General features: G+C 58.3%; 6 protein-coding genes and 5 pseudogenes. 6 read left to right on the top strand and 5 right to left on the bottom strand.

Features of this window, described 5'->3' with window-relative positions; all coding sequences use genetic code 11:
* Positions 1 to 231 (bottom strand): annotated as a pseudogene (locus tag GCT19_RS40235) (ISL3 family transposase); the annotation flags it as partial.
* Between the two features lie 331 nt (positions 232 to 562).
* Between GCT19_RS40235 and GCT19_RS40230 the strand changes: the two are divergent.
* Positions 563 to 820 carry a hypothetical protein gene (locus GCT19_RS40230; RefSeq protein WP_152854971.1) on the top strand — a complete coding sequence of 86 codons (258 nt, stop codon included), beginning with the start codon at positions 563 to 565 and terminating at the stop codon, positions 818 to 820.
* 70 nt (positions 821 to 890) lie between these two features.
* Positions 891 to 1,151 (top strand): hypothetical protein, encoded by a 261-nt coding sequence (locus tag GCT19_RS40225; protein ID WP_152854970.1) that lies wholly within the window; start codon positions 891 to 893, stop codon positions 1,149 to 1,151.
* A 276-nt stretch (positions 1,152 to 1,427) separates the two neighbouring features.
* On the opposite strand, the gene GCT19_RS40220 is transcribed toward GCT19_RS40225, so the two are convergent.
* The 4 genes and pseudogenes from GCT19_RS40220 to GCT19_RS44115 form a co-directional block, all read right to left on the bottom strand.
* A protein-coding gene (locus tag GCT19_RS40220) for an IS5 family transposase (RefSeq protein WP_227717806.1) occupies positions 1,428 to 2,394 on the bottom strand; the annotation gives its coding sequence in 2 pieces (ribosomal slippage) (positions 1,428 to 1,559 and positions 1,561 to 2,394; 966 coding nt in all).
* Between the two features lie 77 nt (positions 2,395 to 2,471).
* Positions 2,472 to 3,052: pseudogene (locus tag GCT19_RS40215) on the bottom strand (IS6 family transposase); the annotation flags it as partial.
* Between the two features lie 142 nt (positions 3,053 to 3,194).
* Positions 3,195 to 3,404 (bottom strand): transposase, encoded by a 210-nt coding sequence (locus GCT19_RS40210; protein WP_018437568.1) that lies wholly within the window; start codon positions 3,402 to 3,404, stop codon positions 3,195 to 3,197.
* Positions 3,346 to 4,062, bottom strand: coding sequence for a transposase (locus GCT19_RS44115; RefSeq protein WP_051106807.1), 717 nt, complete (start codon positions 4,060 to 4,062; stop codon positions 3,346 to 3,348). The genes GCT19_RS40210 and GCT19_RS44115 overlap by 59 nt, the downstream gene beginning before the upstream one ends.
* Before the next feature lie 109 nt (positions 4,063 to 4,171).
* On the opposite strand from GCT19_RS44115, the pseudogene GCT19_RS40200 reads away from it, so the two are divergent.
* The 4 genes and pseudogenes from GCT19_RS40200 to GCT19_RS40185 all read left to right on the top strand — a co-directional run.
* Positions 4,172 to 4,517, top strand: a pseudogene (locus GCT19_RS40200) (DDE-type integrase/transposase/recombinase); the annotation flags it as partial.
* Positions 4,518 to 4,842: 325 nt separating this feature from the next.
* On the top strand, positions 4,843 to 6,513 hold the full coding sequence (locus tag GCT19_RS40195; protein WP_018437566.1) for a carbamoyltransferase C-terminal domain-containing protein: 1,671 nt from the start codon (positions 4,843 to 4,845) through the stop codon (positions 6,511 to 6,513).
* Between the two features lie 80 nt (positions 6,514 to 6,593).
* Positions 6,594 to 7,019 (top strand): annotated as a pseudogene (locus GCT19_RS40190) (IS6 family transposase); the annotation flags it as partial.
* A gap of 165 nt (positions 7,020 to 7,184) precedes the next feature.
* Positions 7,185 to 7,527: pseudogene (locus tag GCT19_RS40185) on the top strand (hypothetical protein); the annotation flags it as partial.

Raw genomic sequence — 7,527 nt, 5'->3', positions numbered from 1 at the left:
CGTGCGCACTTCGAGGTAGCAGTCATGCTGGAAAAAGTTCAGGTGCCGGTAACGCTTGACGATAGTGTCATGCACGGGATGCGCGCCGGCCACCTCAGGATGCGCGAAGCGGCTTCCGGCAGTGAAGTCGATCTGGATCGTCAGCAGCTTGGTGGCCGCGTCGAAATCGACGCCGCTCACGAACCACGGATCACTTACACCCAATGCGGCTTCGAACAGCTTGCTGTGCATGACCTGCCTTCGTCTTGATTATGCAGAAACCGGGACGATACCACCCACTGGAAATTCAACAGAGGCTCAAAAATTCGCTACCCAATTTTAACGTGGGCCTTACTGCAACAGAACCACATCTAGTGCCGCCGGACGGGATCCTGCATCGATTTTCGGCATGGCTACCTATTCCTCACGGAATGTCCTATTCCTGCACGATACAGGGTGCGTGTGACAAGAAGGACGTAATGAAGGTGCTCCTTGCTGCAGATCAAGGGCTGCGGTGTCAATAGCGCGTGTCAAATCGGTTAAGGTGTGCGATTAGAATGGTTGGACGTGTAAGGAGCAACTGATGACATTGCTGAAAGACCGTCTAGCGGCGACGGAGCAAAAGCTGAACGCCCTGAAAGAGGCACGAAAAGCTTCCGACAAGGCGCGCCGCAAGGCATACAAGGAGTGCAAAGCCGACCAGGCACGAAAGCTCGCGCTCGTGGGTGAGGCCGTCTTGCGGCGAGTTGAGCGCGGAGAAATGGACGAAGCCGACTTTCGGCAAATGATGGATGAGGCGCTCACCCGGCCGGCAGACCGGGCATTGTTCGACCTCGACTGAACGCGCCGTCCGATACGGACGGTGAGCTTTTGCAGGTATCGCCGGTGAGTCTTTTCAGGAGCCTGGTCCGATGACACCCCCCAACAATGGTGCGCACGGCGCCGTCCATCTGCTGACTGACAGCGACGCGCTGACCGCGAGCGTGCGGCGCACGGTGCGACTCGAAGCTGCGCCCGACGGCAAAAGCCTGGTCCTGATCGACGTCGACCAGCGCAAACCCGGGACTCAGCGCGAGGTGCGCTATGAGATCACGCCGGCCGAGCTGATTGCCGCGATCCGTGCGCACGGCGCCGAGCTGCCCGGCGAGAGTCATCGCGAAACTGGCAAGTGAAAGCGATCAAATGGGCGTTGGTGCATAGATAGGTCGATGAAAGATCGGGGTAATAAGATGGGTTGTGTCGCGTTAAGGACGATGCGGCGATCAGGCGCCTAAGGTGAAGAGGATTGCTTATGGCTGCGCTGATCAAGCCGTGTAAACACAACGGGCTGCGACCAAGACATGTGTAAACTTTCGAGACCGCGAATAACAGGCGTAAAAGCGCGCATTCCTGCTCATGTTGGGCCCCTTGAGGGGCTCTGCACGGGCTTTTCGCCCGTCTTTGGCCCTCTACGGGCGCACCTGTGCCCCTCGCCACATGTAAAGATTGGCCAGCGCGAGCGCAACGAAGGCGCGATTGGCGTTTTTCGCCAGCCCGCGATAACGAACCTTCGTGAAGCCCCACAGCCGCTTCACGACCCGCGAACACATGCTCGACCCGGGCACGGATCTTCGACTTGTTGCGGTTCTTGCGCCGCGCCACTTCGTCGACGACGTCCTTGCGGCGCGTGCGCTTGTTGGTGAAGTCACGTGCCGTCGGGGCCTTGCTGTGAATCAGCGCTTTCTGACTCGCGTATGCGCTGTCACCGTAGACGCGTTGCTCCTCACCGTGCAGCAGTTGTGGCAGCGGATGCTTGTCGTGTACGTTGGCGGCCGTCACGACCGCGCTATGAGCCAGCCCGCTCTGACTGTCGACACCGATATGGAGTTTCATGCCGAAATGCCACTGCTGGCCTTTGCGCGTCTGATGCATTTCAGGGTCACGCGCCTTCTCCTTGTTCTTCGTCGACGAGGGTGCCCCGATCAGCGTGGCGTCGACAATCGTGCCGCTCTTGAGCTTTGCCCCCCGCGCCTGCAGCACCGCGCCCACTTCCGCGAAGATCCGCTCGCCCAGCTTGTGCTCTTCCAGCAGATGCCGGAATTTGAGCAGCGTGGTAGCGTCCGGAACCGTTTCGCTGCCAAGGTAAATGCCAACGAAACGGCGCAGGCTGAGGCTGTCGTACAGCGCCTCTTCGCATGCAAGGTCGGCAAGATTGAACCAGTGCTGCACAAAGTGAATCCGCAACATGCGCTCCAGCGCAATCGGCGGGCGACCATTGCCGCGTTTCGGATAAAACGGCTCCACCACTGCGCACAGCTGGGCCCATGGCACGATCGTGTTCATTTCATCGAGAAACGCTTCGCGTCGCGTAGGTTTGCGCTGCGCCCCGAATCCCGCGCATTGATCGACAGCCATCGCCAGTGTCAGTTGCTTCATCGTTTTTCGCTTTCGCCGTTGCCTCCTCACGCTATAACGCGTGACAGTCGTGAACGGTGGACTTGATCAGCATTGCCTTATATCACGAGAGAATAGAATTGTTCGGCTGCAGTCGAGGCGACGCCATCGTCACACATCTGCCCTTTGCGGATCATGTGCATCACCTCGATGCCCGAAAGGATGATGCGCGCGCACCGGAAATCCTTGAAGCCCATCATCGGTTTGATGATGCGTTTGATGGCACGGTGATCCTGCTTGACGACGTTGTTTAGGTATTTGTTTTGCCGGACCTTGATCGGCGTTAAACGCTCGGCATTGAGCGCTTCAAGCGCAGCCAGATTGGCGCCACTCCTGTCCACGGTGATTGTCTCGGGCTCGCCGTTCTGTTCAATCGCCTTCTCGAAGTAGCGGCGCGCCGCGGCCTTGTCCCGATGGGCGCGCAGCAGGAAATCCACCGTGTTGCCCGCCATGTCCACGGCACGGTACAAGTATTTCCAATGGCCTTTGACCTGGACATAGGTCTCATCGACGCGCCAGCTCTTGCCGACAGGCCGTTTGCGTTTGCGGAATGCTTTTTCAAACACCGGCAGCAGCTTGATACCCACCGGTGCACGCTCGAATGGTCCACCTCGATACCCCGCTCGGCCATCATTTCCTCCTACTGATTGCAGGTTTTGATTTGATCGGTCATGATGGGTTTTTTTCATATCGTACGGAATGCAAATTGATTCTACGAGGCTGACGTGAGCTGGATCATGGCGCACTGCGCCGGATCTGAAAGCTGCGGCGACGCCGTTCGATTAGCTGCGACAGTAGTGCCGCAGGTTGATCATCGTGTAGGCGAGTGTCTTGAACGCGTAGTGAAGAGCGCTGAGACGTTCGAAGCGCAACAGCAGGCGGCGAAACTTATCTTCCCAGCCGAACAGCCGCTCAATGGTGTTGAAGCGCTCTTTAAAAATGGCCGGCTCGAACAGCGCCTTGCGGCCGCGTTTGGGCGCTTTTCCTGCCACGCGGGTTCGGGTTGATGTTGGGCACCATGCCACGATTGAAGATGGCCCTGCGATTCACCCGGCAATCGTAGGCGCCATCGAGGCTGACGATGGTGCCGTGTAGTGTCAGACCTGCTTCGCGGGCGGTCTTCATCAGTGTGGGCAATGCCTCGCGTAACATCGGCGATTCGTTGTGATTGGCGGGTGCGACCACGAACGGTGCGATGACGTTGCAGCGCCGGTCACAGAAAGCCACGATCTTGCAGCCCTTGAGTCTTTTGTGACCGCTGAAACCGAGATTGTCGCCGCCTTTCTTTGCCGCAGTCGTTGTGCCGTCGCCGTGAATGATCGACAGATCGAGCAACTGGTCCTGCTGAAGCCGGCGCACTGACGCCAGAAATATCGCGTCGAAACATCCGCTCGCCTGCCAGCGACGAAAGATCCGGTAAATGCTGGTCGGATGAATTTCGCGTCGACCCTGCTGATTCCTGTCTATCGGCAGCATGTGCCACTGGCATCCAAGGTACAGAGCCTTCAGGATGTAGTTGAAGATCCTGTACAGTGGCAGTCGCGGCAGCGGGCCACGACGACCCCGTGGTAAATGAGTCAAGACAAATTCGTTGAATTGCACTTCGCTCAATTCCACCGGAATCCCTTGTCGGGCTTGGCGTTGGGCCATTTTCCATCATCAAAGCGATGGATTCTAGCCGCTTCGACGACAACCGCTCGAATCCCTTTACCCGGCTCACTCTCCGCCTGTTTTTACACCTGAGAAAAACCTGCAACCAGTAGTACGTTCAAACCCGGTGCCACGCAAGATCGTTACCGACCAACTGCGCAGTTATTTGGCGGCGAAGGCTGATATCCCTGAGCTTGCTCAGGTAAAGCACGTTTTCGTCAAAGCGGCCGCACGCGTAAACAACCGCGCCGAGAACAGCCACCAGCCGACCCGTAGGCGGGAACGCCAGATGTGCGGGTTTGCAGGCCTTTCTTTCGTGCTTCGGCCCGATCCGTCAGCACTTCGCGCTATCAAGACATCAGATGAACGCCGCTCGTCATCGCGCTATCCTGAAAGAACGTCTCGCAACATGGCATGGCTGGACCGTCTCAGACCCGGTTGAGACGGTTGACTGATACGGATTACTATGCATGTGCCGAGACATTGACCTACAGTACCCAACTTGACAACGCCCTACGACGAAGTAGCACGCTTGATTGCCAACAAGGTGCTTTAACGACTTGCCAGCTGGCCCGCTCGCGATCATTGCCGCGTTGTTCCGAAGGCTGTTCCGGGAGAGAAAGAAGAAGCAGGAGAGTTCGATCTATCCGCTTCGCTGGCCGCTCAGAGCAGGCTGGCAAGGCGCCTCCGCGACCGACGGGGCGCCGCGATGCTCATTTCATCCGGGGACAGTGAGCGCCCCATGTCAACAAGGACAGGAGTCCCGTGAAGATTTTTGCTATGAAGCCAGGCCATGATGGGGCCATCGCGCTGGTCGATGCTGCGAGCGGCAAGCTCGAATGGTCGTTCGAACCGGAAAAGGACAGTTTTCGGCGCTACGAGGTGTTCAATCCGTCGCAGTTCGTGTTTGCTGCCGAGCAGCTTGGCGCGATGCCGGACGTATTTGCCGTGAGCGGTTGGAGCAAGGGGGCGATTGCCGCGAACGCGCCCATCGGCGCCGGCTACTACGGACATGGAAGCGGGGCGGTCCAACATCACCGCACGACGATGTTCGGTGCGAACGTAAACTATTTCAGCAGCAGCCATGAACGCTCGCACATCTGGTGCGGGTATGGCCTGTCGCCTTTCGAGCAGGGCAAGCCGTGCTATGTACTCGCGTGGGAAGGCGCGCTCGGCGACTTCTATCTGGTCGACGAAAAACTGGACGTGCATCATGTCGGCCGCGTGATGATCACGCCGGGTGGCAAGTACGCCTTTCTGTACGCGCTCGCGGACCCTACGTTCACGTTGCCGAAGGGCAAGCTGCGCAACGAGGACCCGGGCAAACTGATGGCGCTGTGCGCGTACGGGAAATCTGGCGAAATGGCGCCCGACGAGCGCGAGATCACCGATTTTCTGCTGGAGCGCGACAGCATCCTTGCGACGCTGTCGAAGGACGATCTCCGCGAATCGAAGTATTACAACATCGGCTTGCAGCATCCTGATTTCACCCGGCTCGCGAAGCGTTACTCTGATGAGATCTTCAACCGCTTCTATCTGTACGCAAAAGCGCATCTGACGAAAGGCTATCCGCTGTTGATTTCCGGAGGATGCGGGCTGAACTGTGACTGGAACACGATGTGGCGCAACAGCAGACTGTTCGAGGACGTATTTGTACCACCGTGCACGAACGATACAGGCTCCGCAATTGGGACCGCCATCGACGCGATGCGGGAGTTCACGGGTCGCGCGAAGCTTGAGTGGTCCGTCTATAGCGACCGAGCGTTCATTGATGATCAGCCGGACATGTCGGACGTCGATACCTATTCGCTGGATCTGGGGCACGTCGCCGACTATCTCGCACAGGACAACATCGTCGCGTGGACCCAGGGACGGTGCGAGATCGGCCCGCGCGCGCTCGGCAACCGCTCGATTCTCGCCGCGCCGTTCGCGCGATCGACATGCGATCGCCTGAACCGCATCAAGAAGCGCGAAGGGTTCCGTCCCGTAGCGCCGATATGCCTGGAGGAAGAAGTGTCGCGTCACTTCGACTGGACAGGTCCTTCGCCGCACATGCTGTACTTTCAGAAAGTGCGCAATCCCGAACTAGCTGCTATCACGCACGTTGACGGCACCGCGCGTGTACAGACCGTGAACACGCAGCAGAACCCACGGATGCACGCGCTGCTCACGCAGTTCAGTGCTCGGACCGGCTCGGGTGTGCTGTGCAACACGTCGCTGAACTTCAACGGCACTGGATTCATCAACCGCACGAGCGACCTCTACCGATATTGCAAAACGACAGGCGTCGACGGCTTCGTCTACGACGACCGGTTCTGCGTAATCCGCAAGGAAGCTCCCACCCGGCGGCCAGAAGGGCTCTCATGTGATGGACGACTCCCGCTGCGCCCGAGGGGTTTATGCCAAAGTGGAGAAGTCGTGACTTCCACGGCAAAGGAGCGAAAGAAATGAACGCGTCCCACCCCCTGAAGGGTTCTGTCGCGCCAAGGTGCCGGGTTAAAATTTGCGTTCGATCCTGAATGACGAACAGCATGGGCCAGACGAAGAAGACACCACGCGCGACGTTGCCTCCGGGCATCGCCAAAGTTCTCAAGCGACTGCACTATCCGTTGGACGTGATCCTGCTGTGCGTACGCTGGTATGTGGCTTACTCGTTGAGCCTGCGAAATCTCGAGGAGATGATGGCAGAGCGAGGCATCGAGGTCGACCATTCGAGCGTGCACCGCTGGGGTATCAAGCTCGTACCGCTGTTTGAGAAGGCGTTTCGCCGCCACAAGCGCCCGGTGGGCAAGAGCTGGAGGATGGACGAGACGTACGTCAAGGTCAAAGGCCAATGGAAGTATTTGTACCGCGCTGTCGACAAGCAGGGCAACACAGTCGATTTCCTGCTGCGTGCCCGTCGAGACAAGGCCGCTGCGCGCCGCTACTTTGAGAAGGCGACTGACGTAGAACGTAATAAATCTGTCACCTGCTCTCGCCAGTAACCGCGGGGCGGAACGCGTCCGTGTTGACACTTTTATTTCCCTTTGAATCGGCATAAAAGTGTCAACTCGCATATGTCCGTATTAAATTTGTCAACTCGCCTCCTACACTTCGAATCCCGTTCGTAGGAAGGCGATCTCATGACGGATACCCTTCACATAGCCCAGCCAATCGCGCTTGGCCGGCCGCGCGGCGCACACCGATTCGAAGCCTTCAGCCCCAAGCTCGCGCGCCGCGTCATGTTCTACCGGCGAGCATCGCTCGCACAATGGTTACTGCTCGAGGCGGATCCGAAGGTGATCACCTTCTGCGAACGACCCGGCTATGTACTGATCAACGGCGACCGTCGCCTTGCCGATTTCTGGGTGCACTACGTTGATCGCGAGGAGTTTGTTGTACTAAGCGAACTGCCTTGTGGAACCGATGCGGACGCGTCACGCGCCAGGCTTGCTGCTGGTGCCGCTGAAGTCCGTCTTGTCGCAT

This window comes from Paraburkholderia atlantica (assembly GCF_009362785.1).
Classification (GTDB): domain Bacteria; phylum Pseudomonadota; class Gammaproteobacteria; order Burkholderiales; family Burkholderiaceae; genus Paraburkholderia; species Paraburkholderia atlantica.
The sequence above is the reverse complement of the archived record's forward strand: the minus strand, read 5'-3'. Positions and strand labels throughout refer to the sequence as shown.

Bases quoted from the DNA above. Each gene is read 5' to 3' on its own strand.
- GCT19_RS40230 (WP_152854971.1), top strand. From the start codon at position 563: ATGACATTGCTGAAAGACCGTCTAGCGGCGACGGAGCAAAAGCTGAAC.
- GCT19_RS40225 (WP_152854970.1), top strand. From the start codon at position 891: ATGACACCCCCCAACAATGGTGCGCACGGCGCCGTCCATCTGCTGACT.
- GCT19_RS44115 (WP_051106807.1), bottom strand. From the start codon at position 4,062: ATGGCCCAACGCCAAGCCCGACAAGGGATTCCGGTGGAATTGAGCGAA.
- GCT19_RS40195 (WP_018437566.1), top strand. From the start codon at position 4,843: ATGAAGCCAGGCCATGATGGGGCCATCGCGCTGGTCGATGCTGCGAGC.